Source organism: Bacteroides sp. HF-4919, assembly GCF_018860125.1.
The window spans coordinates 169491-191318 of record NZ_JAHKNF010000010.1; the positions used below are offsets into that span (position 1 = coordinate 169491).

Consider the following 21828-nt stretch of genomic DNA (forward strand, 5'->3'; position numbering starts at 1 on the left):
CTATCGTTTTACTTTATTTCTATAAATAAACCAGTACAGTAAAGGGATGATAAACAAACTCACCAGTGTACCGATCGTCATGGTGCCAATCATGGCAATGGAAAGCGGCTTCTGAAGCTCGGACCCAAGGTCGTACGAGAACAGCAACGGGACCATTGCGAAGATGGTGGTCAATGATGTCATAATGATCGGACGTAACCTTCTGCGCCCGGCTTCGTGAATGGCTTCCAGCAAAGGTACCCCTTCTTTACGCAATTCATTAATAGCATCCAACTTCAGGATAGAGTCATTGATCACGATACCGCAAGTCACAATCAACCCGATGGCCGACATCAGATTCAATGTATGTCCGCATATCCAGAGCAGTACCAATGCAAACGCCACGTCAATCGGTATTTCCATCAACACCAGCAAGGGTTGCATAAAGCTCTCGAACTGGGCTGCCAAAATAAAATACATCAGCAACAATGAAATAAACAGAATCACGACCAACTCGTCCAGCATCTTCTGATTGGAAAAGAAACTACCGGAAAAGCCGATGTCCCAATCTCCTGTTTCATTAGTCACTTCTTTCACCTCAGTCATTAACTGTTCGGCATCCTCCACTCCATAGAATTTATAAGGAATATACTCTCCGTTTCTTCCGGCCGTGATGCTCTTTAAATCTTCGGCGGGAGTTACCTTTATCAACTCACGCAAGGGGATGAAGTTCACCTCTCCCGTCTTACTATCCGGCTGGGTCTGAATCAACGTTTCCTGCAAAACCTGATTGACCGTTTTTTCGTCTCCTGCAATGCTGATAGGCAGATATTGTTGATAAGAATGCAACATAGCTACACTGTTCTCTTTGAAAGCAGTTCTCAGCACCCGGTACAGTTCATTATAAGAGATTTGATACAACAATAACTTTTCCTGGTTAATGCTAAGATTCAACTGATTTTCGAAAGCAATACCCGTCGGAGGTATTCCCGTTTTTTGCCTGAACGTCTGTTCCAGTCCGCGTAAGGTACCAGGTTCGGGTGCCTTGTCTTTATTACGGGCATACAACTCGGCCACAATATCAGCCTCCCCTGTCACAAACAGTTTTTCAAAAACAGTCTCCGGTGGAGAAAACGAAATTACCGCCAAGGGATAGCGCTCTTTCAGCCTTTTATAAATCTCTGACTGCAACGGAGCAATCTCCTTCGAAGTTTCTGTCTTAAAATACAGTTCTGCCTCTGATGACGACAACTCCTGCTCACGATTTAAGATGTAATCCTGCAGTCCGATGGAGGCCGTCTGCTCTACAGATTGCCCCTGCAACTCACGGAACAACTCGTCTACACGACGCTGATTTTCGTCCACATGGATGTTCTCGTTCCATTCGATACGGGTGATCAATTCATTTTCATCGATGTCCGGCATTCTCTCCTTATCAATAAAGAAGAAAAAGAAAATACATAGCGGGAAAGAAATAACGCAGAACAGTACACTCAGCGTTTTATGGCTAAATACCCAATCGACTCCTTTATCATAGAAACGATCCAAGGTATGTTCTTTCAACGGATTGTTAATCTTCAGCCTCAGCCATTTCGGGCCTCCTTTTATTCCGGTACGATAGACTAACATATACAAAACAGGAAGCAACATGATACCTGTAAAATATGAAACCATCAGTCCTACCGTTACGGCAAAGGCCTGATCGTAAAAAATAGCACCTGCGATACCGCTCATAAATACCAAAGGCACAAATACGGCAATTGTCGTAAAAGAAGAACTAAGCATAGGAGTTACCACCTCGCTTGTTCCTGCCACACAGGCTCTCCTCAACGAATAGCCCTTTTCCCGGTATTGTGATATATTTTCAGTTACAATAATCGAACTGTCGATCATCATACCCAATGCAAGGATCAATCCGGACAGGGAGATGATGTTGAGAGACATCTTACACAAGTAGAAAAACAAGAAACTGATGACAATGGATACCACCATACTCAGTCCAATAATAAAAGGAGATTTGATATCGCCCAGGAACAGTACGGCAACAATACAAATAAAGAAGAAACCAAGTGAAAGATTCTGCTGGAGATTGGATATCGTATAATCCAGCAGTTCAGTTTGATTTCGACTCACACTAAACTCGATATCCGGATAGATCTTTTTGAAATAGTCCATCGTTTCCGACAGTGCCTCCTTCATTTTATCCATGTTTTCGTCAGCTTGCTTAATGATGGCAAGAGTCACCGCTCTCTTTCCGTTCGAAACGGATACTCCTTTTTCTTTAACCGGCACCACCGCTATGCGACAGAATTCTTTCAACTGTATGATACGGTCTCCCTTCCGGATATAAATGTTCTCCACATCTTCCGAGGTACGAAGTAAAGTAGAAAATTTAATGTTGTATTCATAGTATCCATCCCGCACAGTCATACTCCCCGGCTCCACATTGTTTTGTGCCAAAGCCGTTTCAATATCTTCAATAGACAATTCGAGCATAGCCAGTTTGTCCATATCAGGCACAATCTGCAACTGTCTTTCCAATAATCCGGTAACGTCTACCATTGCCACTTCGGGCAATTGTTCGATACGGCGCTTGATGACCGATTCGGAAAACTCACATAAATTCAGAAATGCCCTTTGATCTGTCTCTTCATAAGCACTGTCCGTCTTCAGGGTCAGGTTCAGATAGAACACCGGAATATCGGTTGCACTTGCCTTAATCACCTTCGGACGGTCTGTATCTTTTGGCAGATAATTCATAGCCGCATCAATTTTTTCATTGACCTCTATGAACGCCAAATCCGTATTGGTACCAAAATCAAAATTAAGCCGGATAATACCTGCACCATCACGTGTTTCGCTGGACATGTCTTTCAAAGCAGCCACTTGAATCAATTGCTGGCGGATAGGCTTCACTACTGTGTTTTCCAATTCACGTGCCGAAGTATTCTTCGCTGCTACCTGTACGGTAATCTCTGGGATAGAGATATCCGGCAGCAACGATACCGGCAACGTGAAATACGTCACCAACCCCACTATGAAGCAAGCCGTAAAAGCCATCAATACGGCAATGGGACGTTGTATCAGGAATTTAATCATAATTGTTTTGTGTTAGTGATTCATCCTTATTCAATGATAGTGACCGGAGCTTCGTGTGCCAGATTGATGTTTCCGGTTACAATTACAGTATCTCCTTCTGTCAGTCCATCGGCAACACTATAGCTGTCAGCATTTTCCAGAGCGGTATGAATATAGTTCCACTGAGCCATCTTTCCATCTTTCAAAGTAAACACAACCTGTTTGCCCGACCGAAGCACCACTGCACTTTTAGGAATCACCAACTGCTCTCCCAACGAACGGTGCACACTGACACGCACATTCATTCCGCTAAACAGTCTGCCTGCCCCGTTCACCCGGGCTTTCACCTTCACCATTCCTTTATCGTCCACCAATGGATTGATTTCCGATATATTTCCTTCATGTACTGTCGCCGCATCAGAATAAGGTTTAATCACCACCTTATCTCCATTCTTTATTAAAGGCAACTCACTTTCCAGCACGGTAAAGTCTACTTCCATTCCCTGCATATCGATCACCGTGCAGAATATTTCCGAAGTATTCGCCAAATTATAAGGCTTCGAAAACAAGTTAGCAACTACCCCGGCAAAAGGTGCTATCAATGTAGCATGCTCTGCATTGTATTTTGCCATTTCATATTGCGATTTACTTTGGTCATAACCACTCTTCACCTTCGCCAATTTCATGGTTTCTTCGGGTACCTGACTGATATCATCTGCCGGATAACCTTGACTGATAAGCACATCACGCAACTCGAGCTCGGATTTTTTCAAAGCATCTTCTGCCTGTGACAACAGATTGTCAAGTTTGAACTTATCCAACTCTGCCAACTTTTGTCCCTTCTGCACCCGGTCTCCGTTCTTCACCCAAATATGAGCTATCACCTCACCACTTTCAAATCTCAGATCAGCCATTCCCTTGGCAGATACTTTTCCATTACTCACCAGTTCATGGTTGAATACCTGCTTCTTCAAGGTCATAACGGACACTTCATTTTTCGTGTCGGGCAACACAGTTTCCACTCCTTTTTCAGAAGCACTTTCTTTCTTCTCACCGGAACAAGCTGTCAGCATTGCCAATGCCAGGCAAAGCGTATAGAAGGGATATTGGTTTTTCATAATGTTATTAAACTTTTCTCTATTAATTTATGGTTGCAAATATAGTTGGTTATTTTCTAACACACAAAATAAATGGCGGACTAAATCCTACTGGCACACCGTCATTAAAACACTGATAATTTGCCATTTACGATTTTTACGTTACTAACAGAGGTGGACAAAAAACATTTCACCCCGGTTAATCCGTAAAAAATCAGATAATCCTATCGCATTTCATCATCTATTCTCACTATTATACTCATTCCTCTTCACGGTAGAAACCTGCTTATCTGATATCCTATTTCCGGAGAACAAATATAGCCGGCACTGAAACCAAAGCCGGAATGACCTCAATCGAGACCCTAAATATAATTGCTAATATTTAAAATGCCAAAAGAAAAAGCAGACTTTTTTTTGCATTTAAAACATATTAATCATTTACTTTTCTGCTTTTTACGATTTTTTCGTTACTTACATTTACAAGTAGCTTCCTAATTTCTTCTCTCATCTCTCTTACGGCAGTCGACTGCACTTTAGGTTCTTTAGTCAAGACCAATTCCGCCATTTTCTGTAATTTATCCCGTTGTAAATACTCAGGAACAGCATACAGTTTTGCCAGCAAGTAATATGGATAAATCCGGCCCGGCAATAAATGAGTGGAACGTAATAACCATTTTTCGGCTTCAGCATATTCTCCCTTTTCCTGAAAATTCTTACCAATAATATTTAGTATCATCGGATCGCAACTTCGGGTAGAAGCCTCTTTTAATAATAAGATTGAAGCATCCGCCTCCTTTAATTTATGCAAACAATGCCCGTACTCAAATAAAAAGGCCCCTCTTTTCTTCAACTTCGGATATAAACGCTCATAGCCTTCTTTGGCACTTTGATAAGCTCCTGCCTGATATAACATGCGACAATTAGCCCAGTCTTTACACTCTTTATATACGTCCGCCTGCTGCCAATAGTATCCGGAAATCCCCAATACACAGGCAAAGACCAGTTGCCAGGCAAGAAAACGATCTGCGACACAAGCCATCAATAAAACCACGAAAGAGATAACAAAGGCGGGCAACTGCATCGGATAAGAAGAAAAAGCAAACACCAGCAACGAGATTATTCCACCACATGCACCTAAACGCTTCAAGCCGACACCTCGCCACAGGCAAAAACCAACAAAAGCCAGGAAACAGAACAAAACCGGAATTCCCCGTTCGACTGCAATCTGCAAATATTCATTAAAAGCATACTCCGGACTTCCTGCCACCAGTTCTTCACGTAGAGAATAATCTCCTTTTGCAAAGTAAGTTTCCTGAGCTGTCCCGTATGCAAGTGCAAAACTCCCTTGACCATACCCTGTAAATGGTTTTTCCATAACAGCCTGCGTACTGATTTTCCACATGAACAATCGTCCACTGGCTGAATCTTTTTTCAGATAAAACAGACAAACTCCCCCCACCAGCACGACTATGCACAGAGCCGAAGCAATTGCTATCATCTTTGCTTTTTTACGCATCCATATCCTCTTCAGATGTACCGGCCAGGACTTATGTACACCATATACCCAAATACCGGAAACAATCGTAGCCAACCATGCCGAACGGCTCATACCTGCCGGAAGCACACAAAGTATAAGAAACAATACTGCCAATGCCCCATAATATCCGGTCCACTCGATCCAGTTTTTATTTATCCTTTTTCGCAATTTTAGCCATTGATCCAGACAAAGCGGAAAGACCATGGCCAGATAACCGGAATAAGGCCCCGGATTAAAAAAAGACCCGGTCAGGGAGTATAGAGAATGATGGGAAGAAGTAAAACCATAAAGTTGTCTTAATCCATAAACAGCCTCGGAAGCAGCCAACGCTATAAGACTCCAGACAACTACCTGATAAAAATCCCTCCCCATATCATACCTCTTTTTATAATAGACAAAAGCCAACAATAAAAGTCCTGTAGCAGCCCCCATAGCGGCCTTTGCCAGATAAGCCCATTGTCCGGACAGTTCACCTGCCGGAAGCATCGGATCATTTACCCATACCACAGACAGCAATGTGCACACTATCGCTAAAAGTCCCCCACGGAGTATAATATGTATATAATCTACCTTCATCTCCGTCATTTTATTTTTTTAAATACCCTATCCCAACGAATTTTTTCACGCAAAGGATCATCCGAACGCCATATCGTAAATGCTCTTCCTACAATATATGATTCGGGCAGCATGCCCCAGTAGCGGGAATCTTTTGAGTTTTCCATATTATCCCCCGATACGAAATAATAATTCTCCCTAAACTTATATTCTCTTATCACACTATCGCCCAGACAAACTGAATTCCCCTTTTGTTGCAATCTCTTTTTCTGTTCCCAATGAATCAATCTTCCATAAAGTAAACGGGACAACGTATCAATCTTCACTACCTGCCCCTTTGCCGGCACCGGAAGAGGACCGAACTCCTGAATGGTCCATCCCAAACGCCCGTCCCACGGAAAAGCATCTATCACAATCCCTCGCGAATCCTCCCTTCTGACCCGAGAAATCCGATGTTGTGCCTTCACATTCCCCAAACTGTCTTTTATCCCCTTGATATGATAATATCCCCTGCGTATTTCCAACGTATCTCCCGGAAGAGCAATGCACCGCTTCACATAATACTTCATTATATCGAATCCGATACTATCACTCCCATCCTGATAAGGGAAATTAAATACAAGCACATCGTTCCTTTTAAACGAGCCAAAGCCCGGCAGACGATAGATAGGAACGTCCTCACCCCGTAACGATGCAAAGATATTGAACAGTCGTGCCCCTCCGGTCCATTTATCCACTAATATCTTATCTCCCGAAAGTAAGGCCGGTTCCATCGAGTTTGAAGGGATCTTGAAAGAAGTCAAGCAAAATACCTGTAATACCATCCAGGCTACAAAAGCCACACAAGAATAGAAACAGATATTCACAATCCAGTTTCCGATTCGTTTCACCAGTTTCACCCAAACTTCTTTCTTCATATCTACATATATATTTTAATACGATCTCCTGTCAAGAATCGAAAGTAAAAGAGAGCAAATAAAATTCCCGGGTTTTAGATTCTGACAAGAACACAAAATAGTTATTAAACAAACATACAATAACAACTTCTTCCACATATATTAGTCAAGGCTACATATTATGATATTTTTTCTATACTCGCAAAAATAATACATTTTAAATTATAAACACATCTTATTCGTAAAAACATTACCAAATGTTTTAGATCCTGTTAAAAAATGATTGAAACAAAAGATTAAGAAGGTTTCCGTATCTGAGCGATAATAGCTTTATTTGAAGTGACTAAACTAATCATAAGGATGTATCATAACCTGTGCAATCCTGTGGTGAAAAGACACTTTCCTACAAAAAACGCATTTCGATCTTCCATCTTCCACCTTTTTAAGTTTAATTTATTAACAATCAATATAATAGCATGGTGGAAGATCGTGTTTTTAAGCCATTTATCTTCCACCTCCATCTTCCATCTTCCACCTCCGTTTTTAAGGGATAAACAAACAATAAACATCTGATACACAGACACATACAGCTAACCTCTTATCTATTTATGTCTATTATTGTATTTTGTTTTTCTTGCTATCTTTAGTGAAAATGGTCTTTTCTTTATCCCGTCCCGCATACCTGTGCCCATGAGCCCAGGTATGCGGGCCCATAAGCCCGGGTACACAGGCTCACAAGCCCGGGTACACGGGCTTAGATAACGGTGCAGAATAAAGACGTAATATTCTTATTATAAGCGTGTTAATAAAGGAATATTTTCTATATCATTTTAGAATAATCTTCGTTGTGGATATGGATAGTTTGTTCAAAACTGTTCCCTGGATCCCCAAAATCCCACTCTACTTTTTTAGGATTGCTAACCTGCAATACTACAGGATGACTATCAATCCGCTCATCGTTAAACAAGAAATCATTATTTTCGTCCACATATACATTTTTCTGCTGAAGCTTATCCCCCATTCTTAAACGCCATGCTTTCAAAGATGAAATATTCGTAAAAACAAAAAAGATACTATCATTTGTATTCCTTTTCAAAAAAGCCTCTGACTCCGAAATACATCCACCACAGCCCACATTAGATATAATCACAATATTTCCATACTATATCCAGTTTCCTCATAATTTTAATAGTTCAAATGTTTTAAAACGCATTATATCATCATCCTCTGACTCCACTTGAATGTGAAATCCATCCGGACCGACAAAACATTGATTTAATAAATAAAGTTCTTGGGGTAACATTGTTTCTCCCACAATTTGAAAGTTCTTATCTAAAATAGTCACTGACATTGGTTTGCGCAGCACCCCCTCTTTAGGATCAATACTACTGTCTGGATGTCCTGCCAAACGATAGTAAACCTCTCTATATGAGTCATAGTGAATGCATCCATAATTCAAACTATGGACATAGTGATCTCTATCGGCTTCTGGAGAAAAATGTTCGAAATCAAGACTTTTCTCAACTGGTTCAATAACGATATCTTCTTTAGTTCCGGCATAAAACTCATGATATTGCAGTGAGTCTACATGATGTACTCTTATATTATGATCGGCAGCAAAACTAATAACCAGTTCATTATTAGGAGACAAGGTATAATAAGGGAAACGATATGTAAAACTTCCTCCCCAATTTCCAGAATGATACATAGATGGATAACTATCAGAATACCTAAGAGTGTTCTTCTGCAAATTATAGAAAGCCATCACAGGACGATTTGAATCATTCTCACCCTCAAATTCATAAAAAAGAGTTCCGGACAACAATAATTCATCACCTATTTTTAAAATAGGAGAATTTGTACGTGGAAACAATTCAGAAGGTGCAAAAATGGAATCTCCTTTCAAACGTCTGACAATGTCTATTCGTTTCTTATCTTTCACATGACTACTATCATTCGTCAGGTACAGATAACGTGTCATCCTATCATACAAATAAATCGAATCTTTATTCAAAAACAAGTATGAAGTAATACTGCCAACTCCATTCGAGCCCTCCTGCTCAAACTTAATCTTACCCATATTTTTCACAGTCCCGTAATCATACAGTACAATCGAGTTATCATAGTTATTTATAAACGAAAAAACCAGTTTTCCATCCATATAGATCAATTGTAAATAATCTGATAATTGAACCGTTTCACTGTCCAACGGAAAACATTTATCTTCCTTCGCTACTAATGTATAATCATCAGTTCTATGAATTACAGTTTTCTTATCCTGCTGACAAGAACCTACAACTATCCCCAATAAAACTACAAATACAAAACTCCTAATCATTATCATAATACCAATAAAATGCTATATTTATACTATACTAAATTTTCAATTCCGCTCAGATTTCCTTTAACGATGCTACAATCCCTTTGACCTGTGGAAGTAATTCCAGAAACATAGAACAGGATGAGAAACTAATATAATACACGCATTTATTCCCTTGCAAATACCATTCGACTTTCTGTAGCGCTGATAATTCATTAGTTTCCGGATGGCGATCGGCTTTATAAGAAGAGACAATCATCTTTTTTCTACCATTAATCGATCTATATATAACCTTTACCCGAGTAGCATCTGCTAATGCCGAAACACTGTCCCTCTCAAATATTTCCTGATAACATTTACAGTTTTGTACTTCTATAATAGTCAAAACAGAACCACAACGATCTTTACGCTTAGAATATACCCTCATAAACTTTGTCGTTTCATACCCTTCTCTTGTACGCCTCAAAGGTTCATCACAGGAACGCACAGCAGAAGGGCGATTCCATCCTTTAGGCACTTCAATCACATACGTCTCACCACGCAAACGATCTCCGTGGGGTTGAGAAACTTGCGCAACAACCTGAGCACAAAATAAAAAACTTAAAAGAAGCAAAGCTGTCAATTTCATAACTGGGGTAAATTGAATACATAAATATGATCTTCGTCCTCCACAAAAACGCCATAAATCTTATGTGCAACTTCATCAACAGCAAAAGTGTTAATAAAACAGTCGAGTTTATATTGTATGAGTGGTTTCCCTTCCCAATCAAAGACTTGAATATTAGGGGTTGTTTTCCTATCCTCTACATCTTCTGTTGTCATATCCAGATTTAACGAATAAATGTAATTATCCGTCGTGTACACACATATAGGATGTATAAGCCTCATATTATCATCTACCTCCGGACATTCCTGTCCCGGGAAAAGATCTAAAATTACATCTCTTTTTAGTTTTCCATCCTGGCCATAAATTCTGAAACGGCGTATATGTTGGTAGAACGAAACGAAACAACTCTTATCAGGCTTGGCGACGGTCATCTTTATATACGCTTGATTCCTGCCCAAAACAGATCCGAAACGTTCCTCTGTTTCGGGATATTCTCCCCATGATTCATGATTTCCGTCAGGATAAAGAAACCTAAATTCTTTTTCATTCTCAAAGCCGCCATTACAACAGTAGCTGCTATCGGAAATACTTATCAAGTCATTAAAACAATTAAATCCATAATTTAAAGTCGAAGTCTGTACGGTAGCTTTATCTTTCTCAACACTAATATGTTTCAGGTTAATTCCGTCTAACATGACAAATCCATTCTTTTGATATTTCACAGGGGTAATAGAAGGGAGAACGAAATCATTCGGTCCCTGCCCCTGTGTTCCAAAACTATATTGAAAAGTCAAATCCGGCAAATGGAAGCATTGAAACATAGTATCCATTTTTTCATTGAATACTATCAGATTACTATCACATAAAACTAAACTCCGTGGATACAATAACACCGAAGGAACCTGTATTCTATCGGATTTCAAATTTATGGTATGCTCAAATTGAGCATAATGCATAATCCTATCAGATTCTATACAACTTGATACAGTTATCAATAAAATCCCCCATAAAAAACATCTAACATTCATTATTTATCTCTTTTAAAGTATCTGACTCTCGATTATAAACCGAGAGCCAAACTAATTAATTTCTATTTTCTACAATGAGATCTATCTTGCAAATTTCTCCCTTTCTTTTGATAACAATTGTCACAATCAATAAATGTTTGATCAGAATGAAACCAATCTGCTGATGTATAAGTAGTATAACAAATGTAACCATCTTTATCCACTTCATTATATTCAGCCAATGCTTCTATATTAGCTAGTGCTAATTCCGATAAAGTAATATCTTTCTGTGCTGCATAAATATTATAACCTGTGACAACCGCTACAACAGCAACAATCATTGCTGTAAGAATTTTCTTTCCCATAACTTCTGTTTTTATTTTAATGGGTTATTAATTTCATTTTCTTTTTCTCTTTCTTTCTATTGGAAAAAACAATCTATCGATTGCATAATTCCTGTTTTATCTCTAAGTTTGCATTCAAAAGTCCCTCCTCGGACTAATTTAGGATGGAGCAGAAGCTATACTTTGCAGAGTCCGGCAGAAGCTCCTCCTTCTTTAAATAAATATTCCTATTTTAGTAATGATGGCGTATACCACTATCATTCATCTCCTACCAAAATTGTTGTCTACCATCTGTCTTCTTAAAGATCCGTTCATCCTTTCCCTGCGTATGATTCTTTAAAAACAAAGCTACTCCTTTCGGAATTACATAATTCAATGAATCAGCTTCCGCTGTTTGCCGACCTAAAGAGTTCCACTTCCTATCATGCCAATAAAATAACTCATACACATCCCCTTTATGAATAAAATTATCGGAGTTACGTGGGATATAAGTAAACTTCTTTATCCGGTGGGGAGTGCCCAAATCTAACCCTACCCATCCCTCATCAGGTGTCTTATAATCCATATAAGTGTAGGGATTCCCATCATACACTTTATAATAATCGTGCGATCCATCTTCCTGAAAACAACCCGGAGTTCCGATGATCCGCCCTTTCAATGCTAACGTATCCGAAGTATCCTCAAAGAAAGCCATCTCTGCCATATTACAGTAACTACCCTTCGGTCCTTTGTACCGAACATAGCGGTAAGACTTTTCTTTCTCCGGGAAAATAGTGTTGTTCAAGCGGAAAGGCCATTCTTTCACATAATACAATGTATCTGCAGAGCGAAATAACGGATCATTACTTCCTTCGAAAACTCCTCCGGGCATACGAAGGATACCTAAGTCGCAGAACAGCGGAAACTTAAAATACAAGGTTATATCTTCTTTTTCATTTTGAGGAGTGAGCAAAGTAATCGTTCCAGACATCTTATCATAGGTAAACGGCTCGGACTGCATCACAAGACGTTTTCCATTCCATGTAGCCAAACAACCAATCACACTACCCTCCGTATCTTGAAAGCGCAATGAGTCTTCTTCAAAAACAGTCCATTCTACAGGTACCCAATCCATCCTTGTGGAAAGGCAAAAATAGACAATATCTCCTTTGTGAACTTCCTTACACAAAATATCAGAAGACACTACCAGATCACGATTCAAGCTGTCGGCATACACAGCCGTGACATCCTGATATAGAGGTTTTCGAAACGCCGGATGCATCATTTTTCCCTGTTGTCTCTTTACATCTTTCCAGTTTAAGCCATACGTATTCCGATATACCTTTGCCTTAGGATTATACATACTCACAGCCCGTTTCCAGTTAGGATCGGGAAATTCCGTAATATACGTTTTGCCATCTTTATCCAATGTAAAATTCCAGAAATGCGATACGTTATTATCGCCACGCATCGCCATATAATCCGTCCCGCAAGGAATGCCCAAAGCACGCATTACATACACTACCAAATCGGCGAACTCGCGACAGCTCCCCGCACGCCATGATACTACCGAAGGACCTAAATGCGGACCGGCGGGAAACAGACCGGTAAAATGGGATTGTTCCACAACAAGCGAATCCATCAACACCTTTGCAGCAACCAACGGATCCTGAGCTTGAGGTAACAACCGGATACTATCTAATATCGGATTATAGCGTTTATAAATATCTTCCCGCCAGAAGCCAAGCGGTTCATCTCCCAATCGATAAGGTAGAATAAACTCACAAAAATTATCAAAACTTACATTCTTTCCCCAAGGCTGCTCTCTCCACACCTTAAAAGCCCAATCCACATTCTGCACCAGCAAAGAAGAATCTATATTGGCAATATCCTCTATCCGTCTTAATTGCGAAACAGAAAACGTATTTTCCTTTAAAGAATCAATCACTTCATGCGGTCCTAATTTTCCCTGGGCGTAAAGATCAAAATATTGATAGTAATGCTTCAAAGCATTTCCTTCATATCCGGCATGGAAAGGCATACTCTGGATCAGAAAGCAAACAGCCTGATACTTTAAGCTATCTCCTTTATAATGATCCAGTACTTTTCGCAATTCTTCTTTATTAGCGTACGGGAGAGATAAAGCATCTTCAAGATGTTTCTCCTCAAGTGTTTGGCAAGAAATAAGCCCCCATATCGTGATTAATGGAATCACCCATAAAATTCCACGAACTCTCAATTTTTTTTTCATGATCATCAAACTTTTATGTCAGCTTTACACCACAAAGTTTGAGAAAAAAAAGGGCTTTAAGGGACAATTACAGGTCAAAAAGCAGTAAATTCAGGTCATTTGAGCGTTTGTATCATATCCGACAAAGAAAATCAACATAGCTTTCTTTTTATGGTCTGATATTTTCATCTTTCTACCACTTCACAAAGAAAACCTGCCGGCCCTCTTCGTTCCGAAATACAGTTTCCTCTCTTCCTCTTGATAAATTTCGGAGCCAAAGCACTGCATTTTGGGGAATATTATCATAATGCAATGTTAATTCTGTGGCCACTTGCTTACCCAACGAGATCCAACCATTAAATCCATCCTGATAATACAACTCATACTGATCTCCTAACCGAATAAAGTTATCATCGTTACGAGGCATATAGACAATCTTTCCAATCTTTTCTGTTTTCCCTAAATCAAGTGTCACAAAAGCTCCTTTTTCTTTGGTGAGAAAAAAAGTCAGCCCATCGCCATCATTCACTTTTAAACTATCGAACCGGTCATCCGCAATAAAAGTATGACTGCCACCAACAACTTTCGCAGAAAGCTTCTCTTGATCATCTGAATTTCGGAACAACTGTAGTTCAGCCAGTTGAAGTGGCTTATCGGGAGGTGATGTGTAACGAATATACCGATACTTCTTTTCCGATGGCGGATAAGCTGCCTGATAGCTTACCTTAGGAGTATCTACTATCTGATACAGCAGGCAAGCATCCGAGAAGTCCAAATGATTAGCCCCTTCTATCTTACTTCCCACCACAGCACTGAGATAATCTTTCAGATATTGCCGTAGCAAGAATTTACGATTCAGATCCATACTTTCTTTTTTGGAAAAATCAGGCTTATGATACTTCACCTCTCCCTTTTCATCCACAAGAAAAGGGTATCCGGCCGCTACCCACTTCATGCCATTAAAATAAAGTGGTTGAAACAAAATGCCCGGTTCCACATTTGTAAATGTAGCTTTGTTTCCTTTCTGTGATGTAATATCTATTGGCATACACCCTTCCAACGTAAACACGCCTAAACAAATGTATTTCTTGTTAACCTGAGAATCAATTTCGATTTCAACCTGGTTTGCCGGAAAATAATCATCAGTCACATCTTTCAGATACGGATCTTTCAGTGGGAACGGAACCGACTGATCACGCCGGATACCCGATATCTTTTCCTGCTGCGCTCCAAAGCATTGCCTGTACACCTTCCCTTTTTCACGTTTATCATTTCCTCCCCGTTCCACTTTAGTCTGAATAAACCAGAAAGGTACATATCCCCCTGTTGTATCCCTCAATACATTCCAGACATGTCCGGCCCCTTTCCCAGGACCATAATGATAAATGTCTGTAGCGGCGGGAATACCCAGAGCACGTAAGACATAAACCGTAAAATCACAAGAAGCCTCACAACTTCCAACCCTATTGGCCAGCAAAAATCCTGCACCCAGATGCGGTAGTTCCAGCTCGACACTATACCTGAAATCTTTTTCCTGACGCAAATAGGCTCCCAAACAATCAGTAGCTTCCACAACATCTGTCCCTTGGTAGAGCGAATCCAATATAGATTCATAACGCTCTTTATACCAACTACGCCACTCCTCTAAAGGTTCATCCCCGACCCGATACGGTAAAATCAACTCGCAAAAATCATCAAACGGCAAATATTTATTCCAAGGTCGTTTTTCCCAAACCTCAAATGCTTGATCAATGTGATGAATCAGGAACTCAGCTCTAATTACCTTAGCATCATATACCCTTTTTAAAGTCCGATAAGAGAAATGCTCCCACTTTTTACGAGCTTCCTTATTTACCCAACCATCCGTATGTACTGTAGCCGCATGAATTGCTTTTAAAGTATCCAACTGCCACCCCTCATAACTAAAATAACGAGGCATATTTTCAATCAGAAATCGTGCGGCATCCTGTTTCAGCCCGCTATCCTTATAGTGTTCCAAAACTTTCTCAAGTTCTCCCCTATTCTCTCCGGCAAACTCCAAAGCATACTTCAGCCGCTTGTTCTCCGTACAAGAACAGCAGACAACAGCACCCAATAATCCGCAAAGCAAATAGATCTTCATCATAATTTTCTTCTTTCCTAATACCCCAATCATACTATGTTTCATAAAAAGCCGGCTTACAATGAATTGCAGCAAGTTTACCAACTACTCCTAGAAATAAACCATTGAACAAAATCGCCCCCCTTGGTTATTTGTCCACCACAACCCAATCGTCAGCCGGCAATATTTTTACCTTTATTTAGCGTCTCCTTTTATCTTCAGTTGCAAAGGCGAAGATTCCGAATTGCAATAAACCGTGATTGTTTTATTAAAATGCTCCGGATGCTCAGCTTTATAAGTTACCGCTATATCTATCGATTTTCCTGATTGAACCGGTTCTTTTGAATACTCTACGGTAGTACACCCGCACGAAGTGTTGATATCATCAATCACTAATAGATTCTTACCGGTATTCTGTATAGTAAAAATACATTTTTGTTCTTTCTTAGAATCGAAAATTCCCAAATCCACTAATGTGTCTTCAAGCTCGACATCGGTCTGAGTGCGATTTTCTTTTAAATCAGCTTTATCACCGGAAATAATATTTAAATATAAATCTTTTATTTGAGGATTTTGCACAGGATTACCCATTGCCACAACCTTATTGTCTTGATTAAGTAAAAAGGTCTGGAATCTTACATCTGAAGGAAAATGATTTAATTGGTTGAAATGATCAAGAGTATCAATGCAAACCGGATAAGTAAATTTATCCATCCGCATAGTATGATATATATCTCTACCATTCTTAGGAAAAAAGAAAAACAAAAACTGCACACGCTCAGGCTGCACAGAATCCATATAGTGAATTAACTCTTTCCATTTAGATAAATGTAACTTACAACTGGTGCAACCGGCAGAATCAACATAGGCGACAATCTTATATTCGGTGTCTTTTATACGAAAATCAACATTCTCTTTACCTTGAATACTAAAATACATTTTCTTTGGAAAAACAATTTCCTTATTCATCCATTCTTTCAAAATAGACTCCGCTTGTTTCTTGTTCTCATCTTTACAAGAAAACAAAAAGGAAAAAGCTAACAATACATACAAATATTTCATAAATATCTACTAATTTATATCCAAATCGAGAAAATAAAAGGACCGCTCATGATTCGAATTAATACCACAAAAAAGATTTCGGTCGGAATCGATAAAAAAGAAAAATATCTTTTCATTCAAACGATAACGCGCTATTGGCCTGCCTTCCCAATCTACTATAACCAGACTGGATTTCTCACCTTCCGGACATAGCAAATAAATATATTTATCGGTAACAAAACAGCCTTCAATAAACGTCGTCCAACGATTAGGGTCTGCATCCACAACATATTTATTAGATGCATAATCAAGACATACATCGTGCAATAATCTAAAATCTATATCATAAATACGAAATCGCCGAGTCCTTATATAAGAAACCAATATGCGGTCTCCATCGGGCTTTACCTGTATTTCATGCGCATAAGCAAACTTAAAATCTGATATTGATTTAAATCTACTGGTAGAACTTTCCGGATAACGTCCCTTTGAAGATAAAGTATGTGTTTCTGCATTCAGTACAAAAAATTCATTTAGTCCGGCATCATCAGAAGAACCTGAATAAACATACAATATATCATTCATTCTTTTCAGTCCTAACACTCTTCTATAATTCCAATTACATAAAAAATGAACAGACTTTTTTTCCAACTGATTATCATTTGTCAATTCATATATATATAAAGAATCTCCATTTACTAAAGAGAATGCCTTATCATATCCCACTAATGGTGTTACAAACTCCGACTGATTACCTGTGTAATTTAAAAATCTCATTTCCGGATAAGCAAACACGGCATAAATAGAATCTGAAGTCGACGTACGAACCAATACCCGCTTATCACCATCCCACACCATACACCGTGCATTTACCTGTATAGGATTCATCTCTACTTCAGAAAGCATAACAGTAGTATCTTTCAAAAGGAAAGACGAACAATAAGTAACAGGTACATCAACCTCCGCGGGTTTACATGAGACAAAAAGTACACAAGTTATCCCAATGCCCCCAAGCCAATTTCTATAAATCATATTTCGCCAACACAAAATCAGGATTAACTCCTATCGCATACAGGGCATTGCTTCGTCCGTCAGCAGCAATACGCATTACAGGCATGCCCAAATCTACTATTTTCAGTAATTTGCCATTATAATCATATACAAAAACCGTACGGGGACATTTACTTGCATTACGTCCAACAGTCCTTTCATCCAACGGATCAACTTCCCGGTCGCGCTCCAGAGTAACAATATACTCTTTAGTCATGCATATGTCTCTCACTCCCATCACACTACGATCAAACCTAATTGCCCCATCAACAACAGAATAGTTTTCTTTTTCAGGCATACGTTCCCATAATAACTTAAAATTGTCTCCTTCCTTTTTATATAAGGCCAAATAAGAAAAATTAAAAGGACCAAAAGCAAGCAGTCCACGATCTTTATCGTATGTTTTATAAGTACCCATATGCTGTTTCACTTCACGAACCGGATAGACTCCAAATGTAGATTCTTTCCCATTTGAACTCACCTTGAAATAATCGTTCTCGCCATTTTCTGTTTCAATCAGATACAGTTGTTTGTCCAGTTTAGCCATTTGTATATTCCGGTCAAAATCTGATAAAGACATAAAAGGTTCTTTTCCGGCAATTAAACTGTCAATAGATAAATAGCCCCTGGTTTTCCCGTTAGCATCATGAGCAGCAATACAGCGATTAATGGAAAAGCGATTGATCAAAGGACTTACAAATTCCTGCGGACCCTCTCCCTTCTGCCCCATAGAACCGATATATTTTCCATCGGAAGAACGATGTACATGCAGAAACTTGTTATCAGAGAAAGGATCAGACCATACTAAATAATCGTCTATCAGCAATAAATCACCAGGCATAGTCGTCAAAAGACTATCATTCATTACCTGAGGTTGTAAACTCATTTTATCAGGTACATCTGTGGATGTACAGGAAGTAAACACTGTTAAAACAGAAATAATATAAAAAGCAATCTTGTACATAACTATAATAAATAGATAAAAAACTTCTTATATCTCACCTCTTATTTTATTCAAACATAAGACAAATGCCCCTTGATCTATCTTGTTTTTTAACTCAAAGTTCAATTCATCTGATTGAGAATAGCTCGAATATATATCTTTATTAAAATAAGATACCAAAAAATTAGATCCTATAGAAGTAATCGGAAGATTAATATTCTTACAAGAAAAATCAGCTAACCTATTTAAAGCCATTTCATCTCGTTTCTGATCATAAATGAAAGTATACAATTCCCCTTTCTTATTAAGAACCCCCATTATCATACTATCAATCATAACCGGTGGGCAAGCTATGTAGCAATAATCTTTATCCGAATCCAGTAGAGCATTGATATCTTTCAAATCCTCCGCAACAATATTATAATCGCCAAAATCAAAGTGAAGAATCTGCTTATTTTCACCTTTGCTTCCCAATATATATATATTATTATTTATGACACGATTGTAAATTACATCATCACCAACAGGAATCATTGGAGAGAAAAATTCATAATTACTATCTATATTTTTATCATATTCCAATGCCGTGGCAAGAAGAGCAAACTCATTATCAGTATACGCTATTTGCTTGCCTAATGTCATATCATCCTGATTATATGGAGCCAATCCAAATAGAAATCCATCTTTAGTTGCCTGAAATTGTTCTGCCTTAAATGATATCGGATAATCTCTCAAAAAATTTGATTCTTTACCATATACAAGTATTTTGTTACTCGCACTATCATAAATATAAATGCTCCCATCTTTTTTTACACAAAAATCCGATAAAGAAGCAAACTCTCCGGGGCCCCCACCTAAATTTCCTATTTTTCCTAATATATTTCCCTGCATATCATACATAAGCAATCGCTTCAGATAAGTATCAGCAATATAAATAGTATCATTTAAAATGATTATTTTATCTAACTGTCCTAAAACAAGATCGTTTTCAACATCTTCTGCTAATGCTATTAACAAAGTTGTATCTACCACATTTAATCTCTTGAAATTTTCAAAAGAAGCTTCACTGAAATCAACACGAATGTTACTAATTAACGCCGACTTATTTTTAAGTTTTTGATCACAAGCTGTTAATACTAAAGTTATAATCAAAAATAAATAAAAGATTCTATTCTTCATACATCTATATAAAAAGTAGTAAAAGCATATCATAAATCTCTTTATCAGTATTTATGATATGCCATACATTTAATAAGCACAATCTACCTGATTCTCATTTTTACAATATTTTTTTCCTAAGAAAGGATTTCTTGTTGGACCATGATTATGAGTACCAGGTTCACCACCTCCTGTAGCCAATGCTTCAACATTAGCTAAAGCCAAATCCGACAAAGTGGCTTCCGCACTCTGGCCCTGATAAATATTGTAACCTGTAAACAGTGCAACAACAGCGACTATCGGTATCGCAAATATTTTTTTTTGCATTTTTCCAAATTAATATAAATTAAAGACTAAACATTTTCTGCCTCCTTTCTCGGAAGAGCCAACTCCCTCCGGCAGAAAATCGAAATGCCTCATTAATGTTTTTCATCAGTTTTTTTTATTATATTTGTGCCTGTTAAACCTCCTTTTCTAAAGGTTGTCAGGAGCGGAGAAATAGCTTCCCTATCGACAAGTCGGCTTTACCCGCTCCTTTTCGAACCTGTTACACTTGACCTTAACTAAAGCGGAACTCCACAATGGGCTGGTCATTATTAACATCTGTCGCTGTAATAGTCTTATTTTTTTCATCTACATGGAAACCTGTGATATAACGATCTAAGGTGTATTTACACAAAGGTTCACCCTCAAGATTAAATACATAAATATACTGTCCACCGTCTGTAGCTCTTCCTTCCTTCTGGTGTTGCGCCATGATCTCTTTAAATGTGCGTCCATGAAAAATAGCATAAATAGCATCATCTGTAACCTGTACATCCGAGAATCCCATGATCCCGTCAGGAATTGCATAACCACCTGCCAACTTAAATTCCGGCTCCCCTTTTGGACCTTGACAGACTTTATGAGAACCATTTTGAAGATTATAAATTTCAAGAACCTCTCCTAATTGAGTAGCGGCAATCAACACACCATTGTGAGGATTGTAGTCAATAAAACTACGCCAAGCTTGTGCCAAAGCCGGACGAGCTTCCTTCAAGGCTTCTTCATTGGAAGAAGGAATTGTCCCACTTTTCTTCAAGAACTTCCCCTGCCGGTTCACCCAGCAAAAACGACTATCTCCCGAATAATCGGGTATTAGAAAAGTAGTATCATTGAATGCAACAAAATCAAGAGCACGCAGAATGCTGTCTTTATCGAAAGAGATCGCTTCTGCACGCAGAAGCGAATCTCTATCCGAAACAAACTCAAACCTAGTTAACTCGCCTTTGTTGGCATCTAAAGTCCAATACGAACCATCTATACATTTCACTGTTTCTACTGAAAGCATCTCTTCCGGTGAGTCTCCCCGCCTGCCAAACGAAGACAGATAGTGGAAATCAGGGTAATGAAAAAGATGACAATACACATCACTACCATGTAAATCCAAAACGACCGCCTGATCACCGGACACATGAATCCGAAACGGATAACGCATATAAACTGAATCAAGCTGAATGACCTTGGAGTGTAGTGTCTCTTCCTTAGGGAAAGAAGCATACAACACTCGATCTTTCGGCAAATCCAAAGTGCACCCGGTAAATATTACCAAAAGAACGAGAAATGTCAGATAGTATTTCATAATTCTTAATTACCGATAATATAATACTTTGGATCCGTCATTGGGACAAACCACTGAACCATATCCAAAACATATAGCAGGTGAAGTCCCTTCACCTGTCGCCAATGCCTCTATGTTCATCATTACTAATGATGAAGGATTTTCTCTCTTTTCTCTTATAAACATAGAGACTATAACTACTGTAATAACGGCCAATACTGCCAAAATCTTTATTTTCATTTTACCAATAAATTAATAAATATCAGCAAAGATAAGCGAGCAGACAAAAGCATGCAAACATTCTAC

General features: G+C 38.8%; 18 protein-coding genes. All 18 read right to left on the minus strand.

Annotated features, from left to right (window positions below; all coding sequences use genetic code 11):
• Window positions 1-3078 (minus strand): efflux RND transporter permease subunit, encoded by a 3078-nt coding sequence (locus KO473_RS17405; protein ID WP_005780238.1) that lies wholly within the window; start codon window positions 3076-3078, stop codon window positions 1-3.
• A 26-nt stretch (window positions 3079-3104) separates the two neighbouring features.
• Entirely contained in the window at window positions 3105-4175 is a 1071-nt protein-coding gene (locus tag KO473_RS17410) for an efflux RND transporter periplasmic adaptor subunit (RefSeq protein WP_005780239.1), read from the minus strand.
• 409 nt (window positions 4176-4584) lie between these two features.
• Complete coding sequence (locus KO473_RS17415; protein ID WP_005823415.1) at window positions 4585-6276, minus strand: O-antigen ligase family protein; 1692 nt, start codon at window positions 6274-6276, stop codon at window positions 4585-4587.
• Window positions 6273-7163 carry a signal peptidase I gene (gene lepB / locus KO473_RS17420; RefSeq protein ID WP_005807398.1) on the minus strand — a complete coding sequence of 297 codons (891 nt, stop codon included), beginning with the start codon at window positions 7161-7163 and terminating at the stop codon, window positions 6273-6275. Before lepB ends, KO473_RS17415 begins: the two co-directional genes overlap by 4 nt.
• Before the next feature lie 799 nt (window positions 7164-7962).
• The gene (locus tag KO473_RS17425) at window positions 7963-8292 is read right to left on the minus strand and encodes a hypothetical protein (RefSeq protein ID WP_232303489.1); all 330 of its coding nucleotides are present in this window, start codon (window positions 8290-8292) and stop codon (window positions 7963-7965) included.
• 27 nt (window positions 8293-8319) lie between these two features.
• Entirely contained in the window at window positions 8320-9486 is a 1167-nt protein-coding gene (locus KO473_RS17430) for a DUF4221 family protein (RefSeq protein ID WP_032537755.1), read from the minus strand.
• A gap of 49 nt (window positions 9487-9535) precedes the next feature.
• Window positions 9536-10090, minus strand: a complete 555-nt coding sequence (locus KO473_RS17435) for a hypothetical protein (protein WP_005823418.1) — start codon at window positions 10088-10090, stop codon at window positions 9536-9538.
• Window positions 10087-11097: a BF3164 family lipoprotein gene (locus KO473_RS17440; protein WP_005823419.1), complete on the minus strand. Its 1011-nt coding sequence runs from the start codon at window positions 11095-11097 to the stop codon at window positions 10087-10089. The genes KO473_RS17435 and KO473_RS17440 overlap by 4 nt, the downstream gene beginning before the upstream one ends.
• A gap of 62 nt (window positions 11098-11159) precedes the next feature.
• Window positions 11160-11441 (minus strand): NVEALA domain-containing protein, encoded by a 282-nt coding sequence (locus KO473_RS17445; protein WP_005823420.1) that lies wholly within the window; start codon window positions 11439-11441, stop codon window positions 11160-11162.
• Window positions 11442-11688: 247 nt separating this feature from the next.
• Window positions 11689-13650: a transglutaminase domain-containing protein gene (locus tag KO473_RS17450; protein WP_005823422.1), complete on the minus strand. Its 1962-nt coding sequence runs from the start codon at window positions 13648-13650 to the stop codon at window positions 11689-11691.
• A 172-nt stretch (window positions 13651-13822) separates the two neighbouring features.
• A complete protein-coding gene (locus tag KO473_RS17455; RefSeq protein ID WP_122130641.1) occupies window positions 13823-15784 on the minus strand; it encodes a transglutaminase domain-containing protein in 1962 nt (653 codons plus the stop codon).
• 141 nt (window positions 15785-15925) lie between these two features.
• The gene (locus KO473_RS17460; RefSeq protein WP_101603323.1) at window positions 15926-16792 is read right to left on the minus strand and encodes a DUF1573 domain-containing protein; all 867 of its coding nucleotides are present in this window, start codon (window positions 16790-16792) and stop codon (window positions 15926-15928) included.
• A gap of 9 nt (window positions 16793-16801) precedes the next feature.
• Window positions 16802-17803: a hypothetical protein gene (locus KO473_RS17465; RefSeq protein ID WP_122130640.1), complete on the minus strand. Its 1002-nt coding sequence runs from the start codon at window positions 17801-17803 to the stop codon at window positions 16802-16804.
• Complete coding sequence (locus tag KO473_RS17470) at window positions 17793-18785, minus strand: BF3164 family lipoprotein (RefSeq protein WP_101603325.1); 993 nt, start codon at window positions 18783-18785, stop codon at window positions 17793-17795. Before KO473_RS17470 ends, KO473_RS17465 begins: the two co-directional genes overlap by 11 nt.
• 27 nt (window positions 18786-18812) lie before the next feature.
• On the minus strand, window positions 18813-19943 hold the full coding sequence (locus tag KO473_RS17475; protein ID WP_250716559.1) for a 6-bladed beta-propeller: 1131 nt from the start codon (window positions 19941-19943) through the stop codon (window positions 18813-18815).
• Between the two features lie 69 nt (window positions 19944-20012).
• A complete protein-coding gene (locus KO473_RS17480; protein WP_032542529.1) occupies window positions 20013-20249 on the minus strand; it encodes an NVEALA domain-containing protein in 237 nt (78 codons plus the stop codon).
• A gap of 232 nt (window positions 20250-20481) precedes the next feature.
• Window positions 20482-21543, minus strand: a complete 1062-nt coding sequence (locus tag KO473_RS17485) for a TolB-like 6-bladed beta-propeller domain-containing protein (RefSeq protein ID WP_216035113.1) — start codon at window positions 21541-21543, stop codon at window positions 20482-20484.
• Between the two features lie 9 nt (window positions 21544-21552).
• Window positions 21553-21762 carry an NVEALA domain-containing protein gene (locus KO473_RS17490; protein WP_005780273.1) on the minus strand — a complete coding sequence of 70 codons (210 nt, stop codon included), beginning with the start codon at window positions 21760-21762 and terminating at the stop codon, window positions 21553-21555.
• Between the last annotated feature and the right edge of the window lie 66 nt (window positions 21763-21828).

Bases quoted from the DNA above. Each gene is read 5' to 3' on its own strand.
- KO473_RS17485 (WP_216035113.1), bottom strand. From the start codon at position 21,543: ATGAAATACTATCTGACATTTCTCGTTCTTTTGGTAATATTTACCGGG.
- KO473_RS17440 (WP_005823419.1), bottom strand. From the start codon at position 11,097: ATGAATGTTAGATGTTTTTTATGGGGGATTTTATTGATAACTGTATCA.
- KO473_RS17475 (WP_250716559.1), bottom strand. From the start codon at position 19,943: ATGAAGAATAGAATCTTTTATTTATTTTTGATTATAACTTTAGTATTA.
- KO473_RS17445 (WP_005823420.1), bottom strand. From the start codon at position 11,441: ATGGGAAAGAAAATTCTTACAGCAATGATTGTTGCTGTTGTAGCGGTT.
- KO473_RS17435 (WP_005823418.1), bottom strand. From the start codon at position 10,090: ATGAAATTGACAGCTTTGCTTCTTTTAAGTTTTTTATTTTGTGCTCAG.
- KO473_RS17465 (WP_122130640.1), bottom strand. From the start codon at position 17,803: ATGATTTATAGAAATTGGCTTGGGGGCATTGGGATAACTTGTGTACTT.
- KO473_RS17460 (WP_101603323.1), bottom strand. From the start codon at position 16,792: ATGAAATATTTGTATGTATTGTTAGCTTTTTCCTTTTTGTTTTCTTGT.
- KO473_RS17410 (WP_005780239.1), bottom strand. From the start codon at position 4,175: ATGAAAAACCAATATCCCTTCTATACGCTTTGCCTGGCATTGGCAATG.
- KO473_RS17455 (WP_122130641.1), bottom strand. From the start codon at position 15,784: ATGATTGGGGTATTAGGAAAGAAGAAAATTATGATGAAGATCTATTTG.
- KO473_RS17490 (WP_005780273.1), bottom strand. From the start codon at position 21,762: ATGAAAATAAAGATTTTGGCAGTATTGGCCGTTATTACAGTAGTTATA.
- KO473_RS17450 (WP_005823422.1), bottom strand. From the start codon at position 13,650: ATGAAAAAAAAATTGAGAGTTCGTGGAATTTTATGGGTGATTCCATTA.
- lepB (WP_005807398.1), bottom strand. From the start codon at position 7,163: ATGAAGAAAGAAGTTTGGGTGAAACTGGTGAAACGAATCGGAAACTGG.
- KO473_RS17470 (WP_101603325.1), bottom strand. From the start codon at position 18,785: ATGTACAAGATTGCTTTTTATATTATTTCTGTTTTAACAGTGTTTACT.
- KO473_RS17415 (WP_005823415.1), bottom strand. From the start codon at position 6,276: ATGACGGAGATGAAGGTAGATTATATACATATTATACTCCGTGGGGGA.
- KO473_RS17430 (WP_032537755.1), bottom strand. From the start codon at position 9,486: ATGATAATGATTAGGAGTTTTGTATTTGTAGTTTTATTGGGGATAGTT.
- KO473_RS17480 (WP_032542529.1), bottom strand. From the start codon at position 20,249: ATGCAAAAAAAAATATTTGCGATACCGATAGTCGCTGTTGTTGCACTG.
- KO473_RS17405 (WP_005780238.1), bottom strand. From the start codon at position 3,078: ATGATTAAATTCCTGATACAACGTCCCATTGCCGTATTGATGGCTTTT.